This is a genomic window from Chryseobacterium sp. JV558, from assembly GCF_033712365.1.
Lineage (GTDB): Bacteria > Bacteroidota > Bacteroidia > Flavobacteriales > Weeksellaceae > Chryseobacterium.
The window spans coordinates 412,658-431,341 of the sequence record NZ_WJHU01000002.1; the positions used below are offsets into that span (position 1 = coordinate 412,658).

Genomic DNA, 18,684 nt, shown 5'->3' on the forward strand with positions numbered 1-18,684 from the left:
AAACTATTATTTTACGATTTCAGCATCAATGACTTGAGCGCCTCTGTATTTTTGTTCGGCTTCCCATAATAAAAACTTGTCAACCTCTTTAATGAGTTTAGGAATAGTGAGCGACAATACTGCCAGATCATCCATGACTCCAAGTACCGGTATGGCAAATTCAGGAAGCAGGTCAATAGGAGAGATGACATATAAAATTCCCAGTAAAGGAAGAATAATGTCTATAGATCTCATCGGATAGGTTCCTCTTTTCCACATTTTGACCATTCTGAAAATATCAGGGATCTTTTTTACAAAGCCCTTGTGATTGATAGCTTCTTTTGCAAGATTTAATTTTGAATATTTCATTTTTGTGTTTGGATTTAATAAATTTTTCAACATTATAAATTTCACAAATCCTGTACCAACAAATTATAAAATTTAGTTAAAAATTTATTTGATAATATTGTCAATGAACTGATGCACAGTCTCTGTGTCCCAATCTTTTGTAGCATCTTCTTTGATAAGGATTCTTCCGTGCTTATCCAAAAGGAAAGTCGTAGGAAAAACTTTAGGAAGAATTTTCTCAGAAATAGGGCTTTGAGCAATATAAACAGGAACTGTATAATTATTTTCCTTTAAAAATTTTCTTACATCTTCTTCTTTGTCATTCATAGCGATCAATACAAAATCTACATGATCTTTTCGGGTATTGTACAGCTTCTGAATAGAGGGCCATTCTTTTCTGCATGGCGGACACCAGGTTCCCCAGAAATTCAGGAAAATCCCTTTATCCTTAAAGTTTTTAAGATTCGTACTCGGTGCATTGATTCCTTTAAGTTCTATATTGTAATCTTCTTCACTGATGTGTACCGCATTTTCAATCGTTGCAACAGGGAGGAATGTATCTTTTAGAAAATTCCTTATTCCCGGTATGAAGGCAATACCACCGATAATAACAATTAGTACAATATAAATGACATTTTTTTTCATATCTCTTTTTTATAGAAGATCTAAAATTTCCTGAACAGCATCTTTTCCTCTGTTCTTGGCATAATATATCTGCAGATCATTATAGAACATATCTTTTGGATACGCTTCAGGATCAGCTTTATATTTCATCAACAGTTCATACCCGTATTTTGGACGAGGTCCCCATGAATTTTTTACATTCAGGTCTTTGTCAAGAATAAGTACTTTAGGAATAGATTCCGTACCATTGGTCAGAAACTGGTTGATTAAGCTTTTATCGCTGTCTCTAAGAAAAACTCTTACTTCATTATGACCTTCAAAAAACCTGAATAATGCAGGAACTGTCGCACTTGCATCACCACACCAAGCCTCAGAAATAATTAAAATCTTTCCGTCAAAGTTCTTTGCAGCGAGTTCTTTCAGCTGATCTTCATCCGGAATGTATTTTTTTACCGTTCGGTCCATTCTCTGAAGACCCAGCTCATAATATTGTTTATATTCAGCTTCCTGCTGGTTGGCAGGATTTGCTAATCTTTCTTTTGCAATCTGAAGATATTCGTCAAAAGAAATTCCTTTATCCCAGTAATTTTTCATTACCAAAAATATTTTATGTTAAAAATTATTGATATTTCTTGTTTTGTTGATCAGAAACAGGTCTGCCAATACAAATGCAGCCAGGCTTTCCACTACAGGAACAGCTCTTGGAACCACACAAGGGTCGTGACGGCCTTTTCCTTCTACGATCACAGGATTTCCTTCTTTATCAATACTGTCCTGAGGTCTCAGAATGGTTGCCACGGGCTTGAAGGCTACACGGAAATAGATATCCATTCCGTTGGAAATTCCCCCCTGGATACCTCCTGAAAGGTTAGACTTTGTAGTGAAATCTGTATTGAAAGCATCATTGTGCTCTTTTCCTGTCATTTTAGCTCCGCAGAAACCGCTTCCATATTCAAAACCTTTGCAGGCATTGATGTTCAGCATTGCTTTTGCCAGTTCAGCCTGAAGTTTTGAAAATATAGGTTCGCCAATTCCCACTGGGACATTTTTAATCACACAAGTGATCGTTCCACCAATGGTATTGCCTTCTTTTTTGATCTCTTTGATTCTTGAAATCATCTTTTCAGCCGTTTCAGCATCAGGACAACGAACATCATTGCTTTCCGTTTGAGAAAAATCTAAAGCCTGATAAGGTTTTTCACAAAAAATATCACCCACGGAAGAAACGTAAGCATTGATTTCAATGTCTGATAAAAGCTGCTTGGCAAGTGCTCCGGCTACTACCCAGTTCATTGTTTCTCTAGCAGAAGATTTCCCGCCACCACGATGATCCCTGAAACCAAATTTCTGGTCATAGGTGAAATCAGCATGACTCGGACGATATGCTCCTGCGATATGGTCATAATCTTTCGATTTCTGATTTTCGTTTTCAATGATAAAACCAATTGGGGTACCGGTTGTTTTTCCGTCAAAGATTCCTGAAAGAAATTTTACAGTGTCACTTTCTTTTCTTTGAGTAACAATTGCTGACTGGCCAGGTTTTCTTCGGTTCAGTTCGTATTGAACCTTATCGAGATCTACCGTTAAACCTGCCGGAAAATTATTGATGATACCGCCGTAAGCCACTCCGTGACTTTCTCCAAATGTTGTAAGACTAAGAAGATTACCTAATGTATTGAACATAGTACAAAATTACCTTTTTTTCTTCAGATAATAAAGTTTCTGGATTTGTTCTATTTATCAGTGTTTTTGATAATATTGATAACCCTTTGGGCTTCTTTTTTTTCTTCTGGAGTCATTTTTTTCCAGATAAATCCTTTTTTGAGGTCATTTTTGTCTGAAAGCTGTGGGAAAATACCTGCTTTTACATCATCAAAAATATAGAATGGAGTAACCGCAGGAAGAGGAGTGTCAAAACTGTAAGGGTAATTGCGAGAAACATTAAATTTAAAATTCCCGATTTTAAATGTATTAAACTGACGATATTCGTAGGTTGAGGGTCTGTAAAGCTGTTCTTTTTCAAATCCTGTCATAAAACTTCCCACTCTGAAACTTGGAATATATTTTTGTATCAATGCCGGAAAGGATAGCATTGAAATGAAAAATAAACTGAGAACTGAAAAAACAATAATGGATTTTTTTTGATTAAAATATTCACGAAACAGAACAAAAAATACTACGAAGAAAACATCTATGAAAAATCTATATTGAGCAGAAAATGCAAGGGTCAATATACTTTTTATCAATAATGAAATGCAGATCAGAGTGATGAGTTTTCTTTTTTTGATCCAGGTAAATGCAGTGAAAATTGCTAAACTCAGAACGAAAAGAATATTGATTTTTGACTTGATTCCATCGAGAGATAACCAGTTTTTAATATAATCTGCTGTAGAAAATTTTTGAATTTCTTCATAGGTATACTGCATATCATAGGTCTTCATGATTGCAAATTGTGACGAGGTTTTTAAAACCTCAGGATTAGGTTTCCAGAATACACCCAAATCACCTATTGCTACAGGAAAAACGGGAAAACCGAATGTCCATATATTTTTAATAAAGAATAAAACGAGAATTAGAATTCCTAAAAATAATGGCTTGAAATTGTTTTTGAAAATAAAAACAGAACTTAGAAATACCAATACAGGCAGCCATATCATGGTAGGTTTTATTGTAAAAACAAAAATTGAAAAGGCAAAAAGAAGATTTATATTTTTATTTCCGTCTATGAGTTCATTTAAGATAATCAGTGAAAAAATAATGACAGGAAGATCTGGACTTGGAGATTGTGAGAACAGTAATAAGATAGGTAGAAAACAAAGATGTATCCAGTCTTTTCTTTCGATGATATAAATGCTGTAAATAATGAGTAATACAGCATTGATTCTTAGAAAAGGGTCAGAAAAATTGGAAAATCCGGCCTGAAAAATATGCCAGACAGACATTTGTCCCAGCGTGAGATCTACGTTTGAAATTCCTTTTACCAGTCCATATTCTGTAAGCCACTGAAGAGTTGGAATGTAATATCCGAAATGATCTAATATATAAGGATAATAAGAACCTGCGAGCATGATAATCAGAGCAGCAACACTAATTAACCCAAAATCTTTTTTTGAAAACTGATAGAATTCCTGATAGAGTTTATTTTTAAAGAAAAAGAACAGTCCTGATAGTATTGAAGCTGCTTCTACATAAATATTTAAAGGAAAGAAAAAAGAAATGAATGTCCATACCAGACTTATTCCCAGGATTCCGGATAAGATTTTTCCTGAGATTCCTTGAAATAAAATTCCAGATATATTTTCCATGATTTTTCCCCAGCCCATTAAGACTGGAATGATGAAAATTGAAGAAAACAGGATCAATAGCATAAAAAAAGATTGCTTAAAAATAAGCAATCTTTATATTTATTGTGAAAATATTTATTAACGGGGTTGTACCCTTCCATCTTTTCTATCTTGTGATCTACCAATGGTATAACCTGTTGCACCTCCTACAACACCACCAATTACAGCTCCAAGTCCTCTGTTTTTCTTAGCGATAAGGGCTCCGGCTGCAGCTCCACCCACAGTACCAATCACGGTTCCCTTGGCAGCTTTACTCCATCCTTTTTTCTTAGTTGTTCCTTGTGAAGTACCACTTCCGTTATCAGCATAATTTCCATTGCTGCTTCCTGATGAACCTGAATTTGAGTTTCTGTCTCTATATACTGTTCGTGTTTCTCTGATTACCTGAGGTCTTGAATTATTTTCAGCAGCAGCTCTTGCTTTTTTGTTTTCAGATATACTGTCTGCTTTTTTCTGGGCTTCATAGACCATTTTTTCCTTTTCAATAGCCAGCTTTTGTTTTTCTATTTCAAGTTGTTTGGCCTGAAATTCAAGCTTCTGTACTTCCAGTGACTTTTCAGCAACGCTGTCATCTTTCTTGCAGGCCGTCATTAAGAGGACGGATAAAAAACCTGCTAATACTATCTTTCTCATAATTCAAATTTTAATAAGGTAAAGCCAAAATGACTTTGATTTTAAATGTATTTTCAATTATGAAGCCAAATTTTAGTTAATGAGTGTTAAAATTAATGAAAGAAAAGTGAATTAATTTTAATTATCGGTCAATTTTGTATTGTTGATGGGGATTCTATGCGTTTGCTATTGAAATTTGTTTTTATGTTAAATAATTCTTCAGGAAAAGAAAATTTGATTTTTTAAGTAAAATGTATACCTGATATTTCGAACTATTCTTAAGACTTTGGAATATTTGTAAATTTTAGTTCATTCATAGTTTTTACTGAATTCATATAAGTTGATTACTTTTGAGTACCCAATTACTTTTAATATGAAAAAATCAATTTTTACGGTATCAGCATGTATTGGACTGCTGGCTGTTGCAACATCCTTTTCCTCCACGGAAATAATAGAGAACAATAAAACCTGTTCAGAAATATCTGATACTGCACCCAAGGCTCAGACTTATAAGATCCGTTATGGTCTTCTTTCAAAAAGCGGAACAAAAATTCTTTCAGGAAGCTATGATGTAGGAAGTTTTCTTGCCGAAAACATGGTTACCGGAGAAGTGTATGATACTTATTATGGTGGCGGATTTCAATCGGTGCCACAATATTATAATGGTCTTCCTGCAGGAACTTATGCATTTTCTGCAATGCAGGGACAGGGCGGCTGGGTAGGTTATGGAACGGTAGTTGCTACAGTTTCTGATGCTCAGGTTGATTCGGATGGATATATTACAGTGTATATTCCCATCATTTGGGAAGAGTAGACCTTGTGAACAAAAAAATATTTAACTACATTTACACTTTCCAGAAAAGTGGATTTTTTCAATCATTAATTCATTAATAGTAATTTTTATTTTGTTTATATAAATTTTATATTGATTAAAAACTAATGAATTGCTATAACTGTTTAAATTATTATTGATTCAATCTTCGAGATGTGGTTTGATTCTTATAGAAAGTATGCATTCTTTGTTCTGATATTGTATATATTTTTCTCCTGAGGAAATATAATGATTATGGGCATGTTGAATGATTCTACGATATTCTGTTTAGAGTTTTCTAAATAGATTTTTTTCATCATTTGTGTTTTTTAGGCCTCCGTCAGGAGGCCGTTTCTATTTTTAAGTTAATCAAAGCTTTATGATTCTACTCATATAATAACTGGACGGGAGATAGTATCTTTGAGAAAGAACATTTTCATTCCATATTTTATCAAAAAGACTCCTCAAACTGAGGAGTCTTTTGTTTTATATATTATCTAAAGTGACTTTTATTTTACTGATCAAGCGGTGCACTTTTTTGGTTTGATACCTAAGGAGGTTATAAATTTCCTGCGAACTGGTGAAAACTTCAGGAACAGTCTGGTTGTTGATTGTTTTGATTCCCCGTCTTTTCATCGTATCATGTATTACTCTTGCAAACGATTCTTTTGCGCTTTGTTTTGCTTTACTCTGGGAGATGCCATCAGAGTGCAGTCTGTATAAATATAATGGCTCTTTGATAAATTTAGCTTCTCCCTGTTCCAATATTTTTAAATATAAATCCTGATCTACTGCATTTTTCAAATTTGGATTAATTCCTGTTGTTCTTAAGTAAATTTCTTTTTTAAATGCAAAGAAATGAGCAAACTGAATAGGGCAGTTGAAGAAATGACGGTTATTGTAAATCTGCTTAGTGCCGGCATATACTCTTTCAGGAATAAGGTTTTCATCACAAAGCATCATTTGGGAATAAACGGCTGCCAGATCATCTCTGCCAACAAATTCCTGAGCTGTTTTTTCCAATGCTTCCGGATAAAGAGCATCATCCGGGTCCAGATAGGCACACAAATCTCCCTGAGCATATTTCATACAGGCAGCTTTTGTAAAGCCACAACCTTTATTGGTTGCATTATGATAGAGTTTGAAGCGGGAATCATCTTTAATCAGCGACTGTATAATCTCAACAGAATCATCTGTAGAGGCATCGTCAATAATAATTACCTCCAAGTTTTGATAGGTTTGATGAATTAATGAATCGTAGCATTCCTTGAAATACTTTCCATTATTATAGTTGGCTATAAGTATAGAAAAAGTTATCACGTTGTTTTGAATTAATGAGGTAAAATTACAACATAAGATATGTGAAAAACATAACCTCAATCATAGCATATTTGATATTTTTTATTATATTTTAAAATGTACAGTTGTGAATTATGTCTTAAACTCTGTTTATCAGTGAACAAGCTATAAAATATTTGAGAGCAGCAAAAAGGGTAAAAATTATATCGATGCTGTCTATTGTCTTTTTTTGAGAAATATTGTCTGCTGGCTGGATAGCTCTCTATTTAAAAGAAATAATAATTTTATGATTCTACTCATAAAATAAAAAAAAAGACTGGTATATCTTTGGTTAAGAATTAATAGATAAAATAATTTTTATCTCTGATATAAAATTTTTTTTCATCATTTGTGTTTTTTGAGGCCTCCATTTTTATGGGGGCTTTTTTTCATAAAATGGCTCTCAAAAATGTTTAAAGATCAAAGAGTATTCTGCCGTCAAAGGGAGTGTCCCAGATAATAAATACTTTATCGTTTGATTTTCGCAAAGGAGGCTGAATGATTTCATAATCTCCTTTTTCGGTTCGTCTTTCTACAATAAGGTCAGAACCTTCACCTATTTCACTTATATTATACTCCAACTGGTATTCTCTTTCATTATTTTTCGTGAAATCTTCTTTACTAAAAATTCTTTGTGCCATGATGATTAAAATTTATTGGATTAATTTATATGAAGAATAAATTATGCCAATTTGGTGTTGGTTTGGTTTTTTTTTGATGGCTGATGGAGTAGATGAAAATTTTTATTTCCCGAATGTGAATTTTATTTTATGAAATTGTAAATTATTTTATTTTTAACATTTTTGCCGACGTGTTATATTTATTTTAATTAATTATAAATAATTATGAAGTGGTTTTTAAAGCTTCAATAAGATAGGTTTAAAATGCTGAAATTGTAAAATCGATGCTGTCAGTGCAAATTGGTTTTTTTTCTCAAAATTGGCATTCTTGGCACGATTTTTCGATATAGATATGTAACTCATGTTTAATTTGAGTTTTCATGGTTATTAGTTTTTATCCTCGGAATTTCCGGGGATTTTTTTTGTCCTAATATGACGCTGCTCATAAAATGTAAATTGATTAATCATCTATTTTTGAATAAGATAATTTAATATCCATCATCTTTTTGCATTATTTATCAAGCTCTTCTTTGAAATAGATGAGCTTGTTTTATATAGATTAACATAGAATGATTGTTTAAGAATATCCAATGAAAGAATAATGATGATAATTGTTTATGGATTTAAAATAAAAATCCCCGCCGAAGAGCAGGGAAATTATTATGGTAAGTTTGATAAATTATCTAATTTGCTTTCTAAAGCCTGAACTTCAATGGTGTTGTACTGGTCTGCTTTGTTAAGTAAGTGTTCCAGGTATATTATAATGGAATCTATATTTCTCCTTGAAATAAAAATATTCTCTTTTTGAAATTCATCTTCTATTTCTTCTACATATTCTATTTCATCATCATCAGCTCTGTCTTGTATTTCTTTTTCGTACTGTATTGCTGCCAATATCAGGTTCTTTTCTTCAGGAGTAAATTGTATCATCAGTATTGATTTTAGTCTTACTAATATACAATTATTTTAAAGCCTTATTTAAAAATAGGTTGAGGCTATTGCTCTTTGGATTCTCTAATCCCTTTTTTAACTGCATGCTTTATTAATTGATAAAAGCCATAAATACTGCAGAAAGCCATTAGTAGCAATACAATTACTGAAATTATTATATGTGTAGATGATATGGATAAAAACATGGTTGAATTTTCCAGGTAATAAATGGAGGAAATTTTTCACAAATATAAAAATATACTTATGTATGTCTTTAAGGAAAAATAAATGGAGTATTTTTTGTGAGATAAAACAAAAAATCCTCTAAATAAATTAGAGGATTTTTTTGAGGTACCTAGCGGATTCGAACCGCTGTAGATGGTGTTGCAGACCACTGCCTAGCCGCTCGGCCAAAGTACCATTTTTACCATTTTTGAGGTGTGCAAATATAGTAAAATTTATTTATGAACAAAAGTTTTTAAGCAATTTCTTTCTTTCCAAGAGCGTCTATTTCGCTTTTTGCTTGAATTTCAGCTTGATAATTTTTGATGTTAATTACTCTGGTTTCACTCCATTTGTCATGCCAGCCATTTTCTCCCAAAAAAGAAAGGCTATCAAAAGGAACAATTCTGGAAATATTGCGGATCAGGTAATCATTGAAAGTAGGTTCGGTACCATCGATACAAATGACTTTACTTCCGGTAATATACTTGCCAACGGACCTGCCTTTTGTAAAGTATTCTATAAGAAAAATATACAGAAAGTAGACTAAGGAAGTGATCATGATATCGAGAAATCTATTTATTTCTGACATTTTATACACAATTTTGAGAAGGAAATCATTATTGGTAAGATTGTATATCAGGGCTGCAATAGCTCCAAAAGTAATAAAGATAACGGTGATAATCGCTCTGTCAATAATAAAATTAGCAAGTCTTATCCCTTTTTGGGCTCTGTTTCTGTCTACAACGACTAAATATTTTTTCATGGTTGGTTATTAGTTTTTAGTTTAGTTTTTTAGTTTAAAATTTTAGAACCCGTTGACAAGCAGTTTTAGTGAAGCATTGGTATCAATAACAGCCGTAATTCCTGTATTGTTGAGGAGAATTTTACTGGGTTTCAGATTGAAAACTTTTCCGTTCATCTTTAAACCTTTATAATATTCTTTATTAAAGGCGTCTTCAATACTTTTTCTGGAGGCATCTTCCATTTCCTGGGTTGGAATACCATACTCTTCTTCAATCATTTTTACAATTTTCCCCTGAAATAGGAGAGAAGCTGTTTTCTGAAGAATATTGGTCGTTTTCAGTTTAAATTTGGTCTCTGATAAAACAATTTTTCTTTTTGTATCATCATACACCGGGATCCCGGAAATAATAGCTATACCTTTTATATAGCCATCGGTTTGAGCTTCAATAACCACTCTGTTGTCAACACCGTATACTCTGATATCAGTAACTTTTACTTTAGAGTCACGGATGTCAAACTCCTTATTCAGAAATGTTTTTCTTGCCATATTGCTTGCCTCTGTAAAAGGAATATTGGCCGTAGTCTGTAAAATAAATTTATCAGCAACAGTAGGAGTGGAGTTGAAATTGGCAACACTGGTTACTGGTAAAGAAGCTGCAGGTTTACTTCCTGTGAAAGTTTCGGAATAAATATCAACACCGAGCGTAGCATTGATCTGGTTTCCATAAAATTTCAAAGGAGTAATATTGACTCCCACCGGGCTTACCTTCAGCCATGTATTATATTCTTCTGAGATATTGAAAGGCTGCAGAAAAGTATTCCATGCCATTAAGGCATATTGCTGAAAATTCAGTTGAGTAGCCATTTGTTGATCTATCGTCTTACAGAATTTTTCCTGCTGTTCTTTTAAGCTTTTTTCAACAATGGAGGTAATAGGAATCTGGATTCTTCCATAATCAAGGACGGGTTTGCTTACCCATCTGAAGCCATTGGGCTGGGTATTGGTGGTAATAGTCCAGTTATTTTTAAAAGTAACCGTTGTATTGAATGACATTACCGTTTCAAAAGTGGTATTCTGATAGGTGTATACTCCCAAAGTACCAATTCCTTTTTCTGCCCATATTTTTAACGGAACTTCAATCAGTAAATTCTGGCTCGTTCCACCAACAAGACGAATAGGTCTGGTTTTCCAAACTTTTACTTTAAACTGATCATTGTTATTGTCTGTATAAGAGTCATCCTGATAAACGAGTTCTTTCACAGAAGCATTGATCATATTGCTCAGTTCCGAAAGAGGAATAGTCACTGGCATTGTAATACTGGACTTTATCTTTGGAAAGTTATAAGCTGCCAGCTGATTATCAACACCGGTCTGACCAAAAGCGCTGATACCTGCTACTAAAAATAATATTTTAACGAATTTCAATGTGTATGTTTTTTTAATGAACGAAAGTAACAATTTTAAATTTCCGGTTTAAAACTCTTTTCCAGCTCAATGCTGGCACCTGTCATTTCTCCCTGCATAGGCGGAGCTGTTTTGGTGATTTTTAACTTAATATAATCAATCTGTGGAAAGTTGTCGTGGATTGTTGAGATTATTCTTCCAGCTACATGTTCCAGTAATTTAGATTTTATTTTCATTTCCTTGTGGAGAATATCATTAATGTCTGCATAGCTTATGGTGTCATGCAAATCATCGGATTCTGCTGCTTTCCACAGATCAGTATGAAGTTCTACATTCAGAATATAATACGTCCCGATAATGTTTTCCTCAGGGAGTACACCATGGTATGCATATATTCGTACATCTTCAAGATATATTTTGCTCATTGCCTCATATTTTATGAAGCAAAAATCGTCTTAATTCTTCAAAATCTGAATTTATTTCTACAGTTTTTTTCTCCTTTTTCATCAGCTCGTTCAATGATTCCGGAATTTCAATCTGAGTATGGATTGCTTTTTCCACAGCATGAGGGAATTTTACGGGATGGGCAGTACCAAGGATAAAGCCTTTCTGCTCTGGATTTTCATGCAGATATTGTTCCATTGCAGCAAATGCGACGGCACTGTGAGGCTCCAGAATATATCCGTATTTTTCATAGACTTCTGTGATGGTATTCATTGTTTTGTCATCATCAATGGAATACGCAGATATTTTATTTTTCAACGCTTCAAACTGATGGCCGAAAAGTTCTAAAATCCTTACAAAATTACTTGGATTTCCCACATCCATAGCATTGGATAATGTGGCAACCGCTTTTTGTGGCTGATAGTTCTGAGTTTTAAAATAATCAGGAATTACCTGATTAGCATTACAGGCTGCAATAAAATGACTGGCAGGGAGCCCTCTGAAATGAGCCAGAATTCCGGCACAGATATTTCCGAAATTTCCACTCGGAACACAGATTACCGGTTCTTCTTTATGATGCTGAATCCATTGTTTTAAAGCTATTAAATAATAAATCTGCTGGGGAAGCCATCTGGCAAGGTTAATAGAATTGGCAGACGTCAAAAATAACTGACTGTTGATTTCTTCATCAGAAAAAGCCTGTTTTACGAGATTCTGACAGTCATCGAAACTGCCATTTACTTCCAAAGCTGAGATGTTTTCTCCTAGTGCCGTCAACTGTTTCTCCTGAACCACACTTACCCTATTTTTAGGGTACAGAATGACTACATTGATTTGTGGAATTTTGTAAAATCCATGAGCCACAGCACCTCCCGTATCTCCGGAAGTCGCTACAAGAACAGTAACTTTCTTTTGCTGATTTTTTAGAAAATAAGACAGACAACGGCTAATAAATCTCGCTCCAATATCTTTAAAGGCAAGGGTAGGGCCATGAAACAATTCCAGAATAGAGATCTGCTCACTGATCTTTACCAGAGGAATTTCAAAACTGACTGCTTCTGCCACAATTTCTTTTAGGATTTCTGAGGGAATGTCATCTCCCACAAAATCTTTCATACATTGGTAAGCAATTTCTTCATTAGAATACTGATGAATATTTTGAATCCATTCAGCGTCAAACTGAGGAATATTTTCAGGGAAGAATAATCCTTTTTCTTTTCCCTGACCCTTTATTGTTGCTTCTCTGAAATCAATTTTTTCCAGAGGATATTTTAAGTTATAATATTTCATTTTTGTTTTTTTTGTGTTAAGCTTCTTCAACGATTTGAATACCTGTCGGATTTATTTTTGATACATATACAATGCTTTCTACATCAATTTTATCGTAGACTGATTTCATCATTTGAGCTATTTTTTCTGCCGTTTCTTTTTGTTCAGAGAGCATGAAAATAGAAGGCCCTGATCCGGAAATTCCTCCACCCAAAGCTCCCAATTGCAAGCTTTTGGTTTTAATTTCGTCAAATTTTGGAATCAGAATGCTACGGATAGGTTCTATAATGACATCGTTAAGACTTCGACCAATCAATGAAATGTCATTTTTCTGAATTCCTGCTACAAGACCTGCTATATTTCCCCATTGTTCTACTGCGCTTTTCAACGTAATATTTTTTTTCAAAATCTGTCTTGCATCTGAAGTTTTGACTTCCACCTGTGGATGTACTGCGGTTACAAATAAATCAGGACTGTTCAGCGGAATAATATCAATGGGATTGGTAGATTTTACCAGAGTAATTCCACCATAGATACACGGTGCAATATTATCTGCATGACGTACTCCTGAAGCGAGTTCTTCTCCAAACATGGCAAAATAGACCATTTCCTCTTTAGATAGTTTGTTTCCTAATACTATATTGGCTCCAAAGGCGGCTCCGGCGGCACTTGCCGCACTGGAGCCGAGCCCGCTACCAGGTTTTATATGTTTATGGATAATCACTTCAAAGCCGTTTTTGAGATTAAAATATTCCTGGATTTTTAACAGGACAACCCCTGCAACATTTCTTGAAGGTTCCTCAGAAAGTCCAAAAGGATCAGTATGTTTTATAATAATTTCAGGAGTTTCCAATAACCTGAATTCCATTTCATCATATGGATCATGAACTGCCATTCCGAGAATATCAAATCCGCAAACCAGATTGGCAACAGTAGCGGGAACTTTTAATTTTACTTTTTTCATAACTGTATTTTAAATGGAACGAATAATATCTGCAAAAACTCCGCTTGCTGTTACATCAGCTCCGGCTCCGGCACCTTTTACGACTAAGGGCTGTTCGGAATATCTGAGAGTTTTAAAAATGACAATATTGTCTTTACCATAAAGATGAAACAGATCACTGGCCGGAGCAATGTGCTGTAACCCTACCTTGGCTTTTCCATCTTCAAATTCTGCGACATATTTTAATATTTTACCTTCATTTTTAGCATTCTTCAATAAGTTTTTAAAGTGGTCTTCATATGCTGTAAGCTTTTCATAAAAGTCTCCAACGCTTCCCTGCATACATTCTTCAGGAAGAAAACCAATGTTTTCAATTTCATCAAACTGAAGCGGATATCCGGCTTCTCTGGCAAGGATTAAAATTTTTCTAGCCACATCAGTTCCCGACAGGTCAAGTCTTGGATCCGGTTCTGTATAACCTTCCTGCTGGGCCTGGGCTACGACTTCAGAAAATGTTCTGCTGCCATCATATTCATTAAAGACGAAATTCAATGTCCCACTCAGTACTGCCTGAATAGACTGGATTTTGTCTCCGCTTTTGATCAAATCGTTGATGGTTCCTATTACCGGAAGTCCTGCTCCTACATTAGTTTCAAAATAAAAATTGCAGTTGTGGTTTCTTGCTGTATTTTTTAATGTTTTATACTTTTTAAAATCTGAAGAGGCTGCAATTTTATTACAAGCCACAATATTCACGCTTCTTTTTAATAAACTTTCATAAATTTCAGGTATATCAGAACTTGCTGTTACATCCACGAAAACAGAGTTTCTTAAGTTCCGGCAGATAATATTTTCGGCAAATTCCTGTGGAGAAGCTTTTTCACCTTTCTGATTCCATATAAAATAGTCTTCCTGTGATATTCCTTTGTCTGAAAATATCATATGACGGCTGTTGGAAATTCCCGCAATTCTGAGATTGATTAAAAAGTTTTCTTTTAGATAAGCATTCTGGTCATAGATCTGCTGAATAAGCTTTGACCCTACGTTTCCTGTTCCACAGATATAAAGGTGGATTTGCTTAATTTCAGATTCAAAAAATTCCTCGTGAAGTACATTCACTGCTTTTTTACTGTCTTTTTCTGAAATAACGATACTGATATTTCTTTCTGAAGAGCCCTGAGCAATTGCTCTTATATTGATCCCGTTATTTCCCAGACATCCGAACATTTTGGCGCTTACACCGCTTCTGCTTTTCATACTTTCTCCAACCAAAGCCACAATGGAAAGCCCTGTTTCAATTTTTACAGCATATACTCTTTTCAGATTGATATCATCCGCAAAAGATGAATTGATGGCATCTTCGGCACGTAAAGCTTCTTTTTCTTCAATTGCAATCGTGATAGAATGTTCGGAAGACCCTTGTGTAATAAGAATTACATTGATCTTTTCATGACTTAGGCACTGGAACAATTTCGCTGAAATACCCGGAATTCCTACCATGCCGCTGCCTTCCAATGTAAGAAGAGCAATACTGTTCATATTTGAAATTCCTACTGCAATCTGCTTTTCACTTCCTGAAGATTTCACTTGGTGAGAAATCAAAGTTCCTGGTGCATCTGGATCGAAAGTATTCTTAATGATCAGATTAATGTTTTTTTCCATGACAGGCTGAATGGAAGGCGGATAAAGTACTTTTGCCCCGAAATGAGACAGCTCCATTGCTTCATGATAAGATATTTCTGAAATAGGTTTTGCATTGGAAGCCAAACGGGGATCGGCAGTCATCATTCCGCTTACATCTGTCCAGATCTGAAGTTCTTCTGCATAAATGGAAGCTGCTATAATAGAAGCTGTGTAATCAGAACCGCCTCTTCCTAATGTTGTTGCATTATTTTTTTCGTCATGCGCTACAAACCCAGGACCTACGATGATACGATTCTTATTTTCATTCAGAAAATCAACAATATTACTTTCAGTGCATTTAAAATCTACTTTCGCATTGGTGAAATTGCTGTCTGTTCTGATGAGGTCCGCAGAATTCATCCATAAACAGTCTAGTCCTTCATGCTGAAGTCTTGCTGCTACAATTTTTGATGACAAAAATTCTCCGTAAGAAGCAATTTTATCTTTGATTCTGTTGGTAAGCTCCCCAAGCACGGCAATTCCGTTGTAGAGATCTTCGATATCATTAAAATGTTTTTTAACAAAACTCAGCCATGAACTTTGTTCTGTGATAGGGAAAAGGTCTTTGACCAGGCTGATATGTTTTTCTTCAAGATTCTGAACCATCTGAATATATTTCTCATCTTGAACGGAAGCGTATTCTGCTGCTCTGATCAGTTGGTCTGTTACGCCATGAAGTGCTGATACAATTACAACTATTTTGTTTTTTAAAGATTCATCTTTTATGATTTTTTCCACCAGAAGGATATTCTGTGAATGGGCGACTGATGTTCCGCCGAATTTTAAAACTTTCATCAATTATTTTTTTGAAGTTGGATATAACGAATTGACTACTCTTTAGAAAAAAGAGTACAGGTACCGGAAATAATATGTGAAAATTTACCCCGTTATGGGGTAGTTGTTGTAGTTGTGAATGTAGAAACAGAAGATATGCCTGAAATAGGTGATTTCAGGGCAGAAATATCAGATATGTTTCTTAATAAATTCATTGTAACAGAACAAATGTACAACTTATTTTGAAACAGCCAAGTTTTTAACATAATAAAATATATTTCCTTTTTTGGAGATATATTTGTTGTAATTGATTAAAAATGTTACATTTATAATCTAAACCAATAACTAAATAAACATGAAAAATCTAAAGAAAATCAAACGAGACGATTTAAAATCAGTCAACGGTGGAATAGGCCCTTGTAATGCAAACTGTCCTGCCGGACCGTATGGACCAGGTGAACCTAGATCATGTGCTGATTATGATGCTTTACCGGAATGTTGTAAAGGAAGGGTACTGGTGAGTTTTGAATGCTTCGGTCCTTATTAATTTTGAATGACAAAAGTCTGTTGTTTTTTTATTACTGAATACTAAAATTATTATACTATGAAAACAATCAAGAAATTATCAAGAGAAGAAAAGAAAAGTATTAACGGAGGCTTTACGGATATCCAAATTGAAGCATGTGGAGGGGAGCAGTTCGTCTGTTTTCGTGGAGGTGGAAAATGGGGCTGTTGGCTGAAGCCGGGAGGAACCTGCTATGCACCCATGTTGTAGGTGATTCCTAATTATATTGTTCCATTAGAAAATCAAAATTTAATTTGAAAATTAAAACGACCATGAAAAATTCAAAAAAATTAAACAGAGAAAATTTAAGAGCGATTATTGGAGGTGGAGGAGATACCTGTGCTGTTGATCTTGACTGCGGACCAAAAGGTTGTGCGGTATGTACAGATTTTAGAGGACGTAAGGTTTGTCTTTACCTTTTCCCTTATGATCCATCAATACCAGGCAGTTGTATCGTTCTGGAGGAATAGGATAATATTATTTAAAAATCATCAATTTGTTGTAAAAACATAAAAATCATAATTAAAACTACTATGAAAAATTTAAAGAAATTAAACAGAAAAGAGCTTGAACAATTAAATGGAGCCGCAGGTCCTTCAAGATGTGCAGGATGCCCACAACACGCTACATTCGGAGATGGACCTGAATATCAGTATCCATGTTCTGCTTATCAGGGACTTCCTGACTACTGCAAGATGTGTGTGTTGGTAAGTATGGAATGTGTGGACGGAGGAGTTTCTTAAAAGATAATCAGACTTTATGAAAAATTTAAAAAAACTAAACAGAAGAGATTTGGAACAGATGAAAGGCGCTGGTGTATCAAGATGTGATGGTTGCCCTACTCATCTGGTTTTTGGACCAGGCTCTTCCAGTGATCCTTCATGTGAGGCCTATTGGAATCTCTCAGAACATTGCAGAATGTGTGTTGTTGTGAGTATAGATTGTTTTGTTGCAATTACTGCGGATTAAAATAAAAAAGCACTGTGTAAAAACAGTGCTTTTCAATTATTTTATGCTTTTTGAAAGATCAAGCATAGCCTCAATAGGTTTCAATGCTCTTAATCTTAATTCTTCGTCGATAAGGATTTCAGGAAGTTCATATTTCATACATAAGTACAATTTCTCCATTGTATTACGTTTCATATAGAAACATTCCGAACAGTTACAGCTTTCATCAAAAACCAATGCAGGAATCAGTTCCTTGTGAGGAGCGCGTTTTCTCATTTCGTGAAGAATTCCTTCTTCTGTTGCAATGATAAATTTCTGACAGTCGTCTTGTTCTACATAATTCAACAGGGCAGAAGTGGAACCGATAAAGTGAGCCAGTTTCAAAACGGTTTCTTCACTTTCAGGGTGTGCAATCAGTTTTGCATCCGGATTATCTGCCAGCTGCTGGGCAATTCTTTCCATTGAAAAAGCTTCGTGTACGATACAGCTTCCGTCCCAAAGGATCATATCACGTCCTGTTTTCTTAGATAAATATCTTCCCAGGTTTTTGTCTGGTGCGAAAATAATAGGTCTGTCTTTTGGAAGTGCTTCAATTACGGTTTCAGCATTTGAACTTGTTACGATGATATCACTTTCTGCTTTAGTTTCTGCATTACAGTTGATGTAAGTGGCAATTAAAGCATTCGGGTGCTGTTCACGCATTTTTCTTAAACCTTCTCCGGAACAACCGTCTGCCAGAGAGCATCCGGCCATAGTATCAGGAAGAACTACTTTTTTAGTTGGGTTCAGAATTTTAGCCGCTTCTGCCATGAAATGTACGCCGCAGAATACAATCATGTCAGCATTGGTATCTTTTGCCTGTCTTGCCAGCTGTAAAGAATCTCCAAGGAAATCAGCGATATCCTGAATTTCTCCAGGCTGGTAGTAATGGGCAAGAATAACAGCATTTTTTTCCTCTTTAAGTTTAAGAATGGCTTTTACCAATTCTTCTCCCTGAGGAATGGCTATATCTTTTATATCCAGAAATCCTCTGACAGGAATTGCAGATTTAGCTTTTTCTAATGTTTCGGTACTCATA

General features: G+C 34.8%; 21 protein-coding genes and 1 tRNA gene. 5 read left to right on the forward strand and 17 right to left on the reverse strand.

The features are described 5' to 3' along the window. Positions 1-6: 6 nt before the first annotated feature. The 6 genes from GFU89_RS07630 to GFU89_RS07655 form a co-directional block, all read right to left on the reverse strand. Complete coding sequence (locus tag GFU89_RS07630) at positions 7-348, reverse strand: YkvA family protein (RefSeq protein WP_318846566.1); 342 nt, start codon at positions 346-348, stop codon at positions 7-9. Positions 349-432: 84 nt separating this feature from the next. Further along, positions 433-972, reverse strand: a complete 540-nt coding sequence (locus tag GFU89_RS07635) for a TlpA disulfide reductase family protein (protein WP_318846567.1) — start codon at positions 970-972, stop codon at positions 433-435. 9 nt (positions 973-981) lie between these two features. Further along, positions 982-1,545 carry a thioredoxin family protein gene (locus GFU89_RS07640; RefSeq protein ID WP_318846568.1) on the reverse strand — a complete coding sequence of 188 codons (564 nt, stop codon included), beginning with the start codon at positions 1,543-1,545 and terminating at the stop codon, positions 982-984. 18 nt (positions 1,546-1,563) lie between these two features. Further along, positions 1,564-2,634, reverse strand: coding sequence for a chorismate synthase (gene aroC / locus GFU89_RS07645; protein WP_103232664.1), 1,071 nt, complete (start codon positions 2,632-2,634; stop codon positions 1,564-1,566). 50 nt (positions 2,635-2,684) lie between these two features. Next, on the reverse strand, positions 2,685-4,256 hold the full coding sequence (locus GFU89_RS07650; RefSeq protein ID WP_318846569.1) for an LIC_10190 family membrane protein: 1,572 nt from the start codon (positions 4,254-4,256) through the stop codon (positions 2,685-2,687). A gap of 117 nt (positions 4,257-4,373) precedes the next feature. Continuing rightward, positions 4,374-4,928, reverse strand: a complete 555-nt coding sequence (locus GFU89_RS07655; RefSeq protein ID WP_318846570.1) for a YMGG-like glycine zipper-containing protein — start codon at positions 4,926-4,928, stop codon at positions 4,374-4,376. A gap of 352 nt (positions 4,929-5,280) precedes the next feature. Between GFU89_RS07655 and GFU89_RS07660 the strand changes: the two genes are divergently transcribed. After that, positions 5,281-5,721 (forward strand): hypothetical protein, encoded by a 441-nt coding sequence (locus tag GFU89_RS07660; RefSeq protein ID WP_318846571.1) that lies wholly within the window; start codon positions 5,281-5,283, stop codon positions 5,719-5,721. 483 nt (positions 5,722-6,204) lie between these two features. On the opposite strand, the gene GFU89_RS07665 is transcribed toward GFU89_RS07660, so the two are convergent. From GFU89_RS07665 to thrA, 10 genes are all read right to left on the reverse strand, one after another. Further along, positions 6,205-7,038: a glycosyltransferase family 2 protein gene (locus GFU89_RS07665; RefSeq protein WP_318846572.1), complete on the reverse strand. Its 834-nt coding sequence runs from the start codon at positions 7,036-7,038 to the stop codon at positions 6,205-6,207. 431 nt (positions 7,039-7,469) lie between these two features. Further along, positions 7,470-7,697 (reverse strand): glutathione synthase, encoded by a 228-nt coding sequence (locus tag GFU89_RS07670; RefSeq protein ID WP_318846573.1) that lies wholly within the window; start codon positions 7,695-7,697, stop codon positions 7,470-7,472. A gap of 639 nt (positions 7,698-8,336) precedes the next feature. Then, the gene (locus tag GFU89_RS07675; protein WP_318846574.1) at positions 8,337-8,606 is read right to left on the reverse strand and encodes a hypothetical protein; all 270 of its coding nucleotides are present in this window, start codon (positions 8,604-8,606) and stop codon (positions 8,337-8,339) included. Positions 8,607-8,955: 349 nt separating this feature from the next. Beyond that, positions 8,956-9,026, reverse strand: a tRNA-Cys gene (locus GFU89_RS07680). A 58-nt stretch (positions 9,027-9,084) separates the two neighbouring features. After that, complete coding sequence (locus GFU89_RS07685) at positions 9,085-9,594, reverse strand: RDD family protein (protein ID WP_318846575.1); 510 nt, start codon at positions 9,592-9,594, stop codon at positions 9,085-9,087. A gap of 42 nt (positions 9,595-9,636) precedes the next feature. Further along, positions 9,637-11,001: a DUF4403 family protein gene (locus GFU89_RS07690; protein WP_318846576.1), complete on the reverse strand. Its 1,365-nt coding sequence runs from the start codon at positions 10,999-11,001 to the stop codon at positions 9,637-9,639. Between the two features lie 35 nt (positions 11,002-11,036). Next, the gene (folB, locus tag GFU89_RS07695; RefSeq protein ID WP_318846577.1) at positions 11,037-11,405 is read right to left on the reverse strand and encodes a dihydroneopterin aldolase; all 369 of its coding nucleotides are present in this window, start codon (positions 11,403-11,405) and stop codon (positions 11,037-11,039) included. 4 nt (positions 11,406-11,409) lie between these two features. Then, entirely contained in the window at positions 11,410-12,714 is a 1,305-nt protein-coding gene (gene thrC, locus GFU89_RS07700) for a threonine synthase (RefSeq protein WP_318846578.1), read from the reverse strand. Positions 12,715-12,730: 16 nt separating this feature from the next. Continuing rightward, positions 12,731-13,657 carry a homoserine kinase gene (locus GFU89_RS07705; protein ID WP_318846579.1) on the reverse strand — a complete coding sequence of 309 codons (927 nt, stop codon included), beginning with the start codon at positions 13,655-13,657 and terminating at the stop codon, positions 12,731-12,733. 9 nt (positions 13,658-13,666) lie between these two features. Continuing rightward, positions 13,667-16,114, reverse strand: a complete 2,448-nt coding sequence (thrA, locus tag GFU89_RS07710; RefSeq protein WP_318846580.1) for a bifunctional aspartate kinase/homoserine dehydrogenase I — start codon at positions 16,112-16,114, stop codon at positions 13,667-13,669. A gap of 334 nt (positions 16,115-16,448) precedes the next feature. On the opposite strand from thrA, the gene GFU89_RS07715 reads away from it, so the two are divergent. From GFU89_RS07715 to GFU89_RS07730, 4 genes are all read left to right on the forward strand, one after another. Next, entirely contained in the window at positions 16,449-16,640 is a 192-nt protein-coding gene (locus GFU89_RS07715; RefSeq protein ID WP_318846581.1) for a bacteriocin-like protein, read from the forward strand. Between the two features lie 57 nt (positions 16,641-16,697). Then, entirely contained in the window at positions 16,698-16,868 is a 171-nt protein-coding gene (locus GFU89_RS07720; RefSeq protein ID WP_318846582.1) for a bacteriocin-like protein, read from the forward strand. A 62-nt stretch (positions 16,869-16,930) separates the two neighbouring features. After that, a complete protein-coding gene (locus tag GFU89_RS07725; RefSeq protein ID WP_318846583.1) occupies positions 16,931-17,128 on the forward strand; it encodes a bacteriocin-like protein in 198 nt (65 codons plus the stop codon). A 63-nt stretch (positions 17,129-17,191) separates the two neighbouring features. After that, entirely contained in the window at positions 17,192-17,401 is a 210-nt protein-coding gene (locus GFU89_RS07730; RefSeq protein ID WP_047379010.1) for a bacteriocin-like protein, read from the forward strand. A gap of 262 nt (positions 17,402-17,663) precedes the next feature. Here GFU89_RS07730 and nadA read toward each other — a convergent pair whose 3' ends face one another. Continuing rightward, positions 17,664-18,683 carry a quinolinate synthase NadA gene (gene nadA / locus GFU89_RS07735; RefSeq protein WP_318846584.1) on the reverse strand — a complete coding sequence of 340 codons (1,020 nt, stop codon included), beginning with the start codon at positions 18,681-18,683 and terminating at the stop codon, positions 17,664-17,666. Between the last annotated feature and the right edge of the window lies 1 nt (position 18,684).

What these genes read in the sequence shown, in the direction of transcription:
- GFU89_RS07715 (WP_318846581.1), top strand. Translation starts at nt 16,449, where the DNA reads ATGAAAAATCTAAAGAAAATCAAACGAGACGATTTAAAATCAGTCAAC.
- GFU89_RS07650 (WP_318846569.1), bottom strand. Translation starts at nt 4,256, where the DNA reads ATGGAAAATATATCTGGAATTTTATTTCAAGGAATCTCAGGAAAAATC.
- GFU89_RS07670 (WP_318846573.1), bottom strand. Translation starts at nt 7,697, where the DNA reads ATGGCACAAAGAATTTTTAGTAAAGAAGATTTCACGAAAAATAATGAA.
- GFU89_RS07675 (WP_318846574.1), bottom strand. Translation starts at nt 8,606, where the DNA reads ATGATACAATTTACTCCTGAAGAAAAGAACCTGATATTGGCAGCAATA.
- GFU89_RS07725 (WP_318846583.1), top strand. Translation starts at nt 16,931, where the DNA reads ATGAAAAATTCAAAAAAATTAAACAGAGAAAATTTAAGAGCGATTATT.
- GFU89_RS07655 (WP_318846570.1), bottom strand. Translation starts at nt 4,928, where the DNA reads ATGAGAAAGATAGTATTAGCAGGTTTTTTATCCGTCCTCTTAATGACG.
- GFU89_RS07705 (WP_318846579.1), bottom strand. Translation starts at nt 13,657, where the DNA reads ATGAAAAAAGTAAAATTAAAAGTTCCCGCTACTGTTGCCAATCTGGTT.
- aroC (WP_103232664.1), bottom strand. Translation starts at nt 2,634, where the DNA reads ATGTTCAATACATTAGGTAATCTTCTTAGTCTTACAACATTTGGAGAA.
- nadA (WP_318846584.1), bottom strand. Translation starts at nt 18,683, where the DNA reads ATGAGTACCGAAACATTAGAAAAAGCTAAATCTGCAATTCCTGTCAGA.
- GFU89_RS07720 (WP_318846582.1), top strand. Translation starts at nt 16,698, where the DNA reads ATGAAAACAATCAAGAAATTATCAAGAGAAGAAAAGAAAAGTATTAAC.
- GFU89_RS07635 (WP_318846567.1), bottom strand. Translation starts at nt 972, where the DNA reads ATGAAAAAAAATGTCATTTATATTGTACTAATTGTTATTATCGGTGGT.
- thrA (WP_318846580.1), bottom strand. Translation starts at nt 16,114, where the DNA reads ATGAAAGTTTTAAAATTCGGCGGAACATCAGTCGCCCATTCACAGAAT.
- GFU89_RS07730 (WP_047379010.1), top strand. Translation starts at nt 17,192, where the DNA reads ATGAAAAATTTAAAGAAATTAAACAGAAAAGAGCTTGAACAATTAAAT.
- thrC (WP_318846578.1), bottom strand. Translation starts at nt 12,714, where the DNA reads ATGAAATATTATAACTTAAAATATCCTCTGGAAAAAATTGATTTCAGA.
- GFU89_RS07660 (WP_318846571.1), top strand. Translation starts at nt 5,281, where the DNA reads ATGAAAAAATCAATTTTTACGGTATCAGCATGTATTGGACTGCTGGCT.
- GFU89_RS07640 (WP_318846568.1), bottom strand. Translation starts at nt 1,545, where the DNA reads ATGAAAAATTACTGGGATAAAGGAATTTCTTTTGACGAATATCTTCAG.
- GFU89_RS07685 (WP_318846575.1), bottom strand. Translation starts at nt 9,594, where the DNA reads ATGAAAAAATATTTAGTCGTTGTAGACAGAAACAGAGCCCAAAAAGGG.
- folB (WP_318846577.1), bottom strand. Translation starts at nt 11,405, where the DNA reads ATGAGCAAAATATATCTTGAAGATGTACGAATATATGCATACCATGGT.
- GFU89_RS07630 (WP_318846566.1), bottom strand. Translation starts at nt 348, where the DNA reads ATGAAATATTCAAAATTAAATCTTGCAAAAGAAGCTATCAATCACAAG.